Genomic DNA, 475 nt, shown 5'->3' on the forward strand with positions numbered 1-475 from the left:
GTGTGGCTGCGGGGCACCGGCCGGTCCGTACCTTCCCGCTGCACCCACTGCGTAAGGGCTGCCAGGCCCCGCTGGAAGGCCGCCTGGGACTTGCTCGGGCTCTTACGAGCGGCTGCCGGGGCGGGAGGCGGGGCCTGGGCGGGTTGTACGCCCAGCGCGGTCAGGCGCTGCTGCTGCTCGGGGAGAAGCTGTGCCCAGGTGGCCGGGTTCTTCTGCCGCTCCAGCCAGCGCCCGATGTCATCGCCCTCGAACAGCACCCCGGGCTGGATCTCGGGCAGGACGCCGTCGGCGTTGACCAGGTCCGCGAGGACGCGGTAGTGGCGTTGCCAGTCCAGTGGCCATGGGCAGTTCCAGTCCTCGTCGATCTCCGCCAGCTGCGCGGCCCGCTTCTCGGCCCGGTCCGGGTCCTTGCCGAGGCTGCCCTTGCGGCGGAGGTTGGCGAGGTGCTGCCCGATGGGCACCATCGCCTCGCCCC

At 72.6% G+C, this 475-nt stretch carries 1 protein-coding gene; it reads right to left on the reverse strand.

The window, feature by feature from the left end; translation table 11 throughout:
- On the reverse strand, positions 1–475 hold a 475-nt coding region (locus RNB18_RS51365; RefSeq protein ID WP_311720976.1), incomplete at both ends, for a helicase associated domain-containing protein.

Origin of the sequence: Streptomyces doebereineriae, assembly GCF_031845645.1 — a bacterium.
Taxonomy (GTDB): Bacteria; Actinomycetota; Actinomycetes; order Streptomycetales; family Streptomycetaceae; genus Streptomyces; species Streptomyces canus.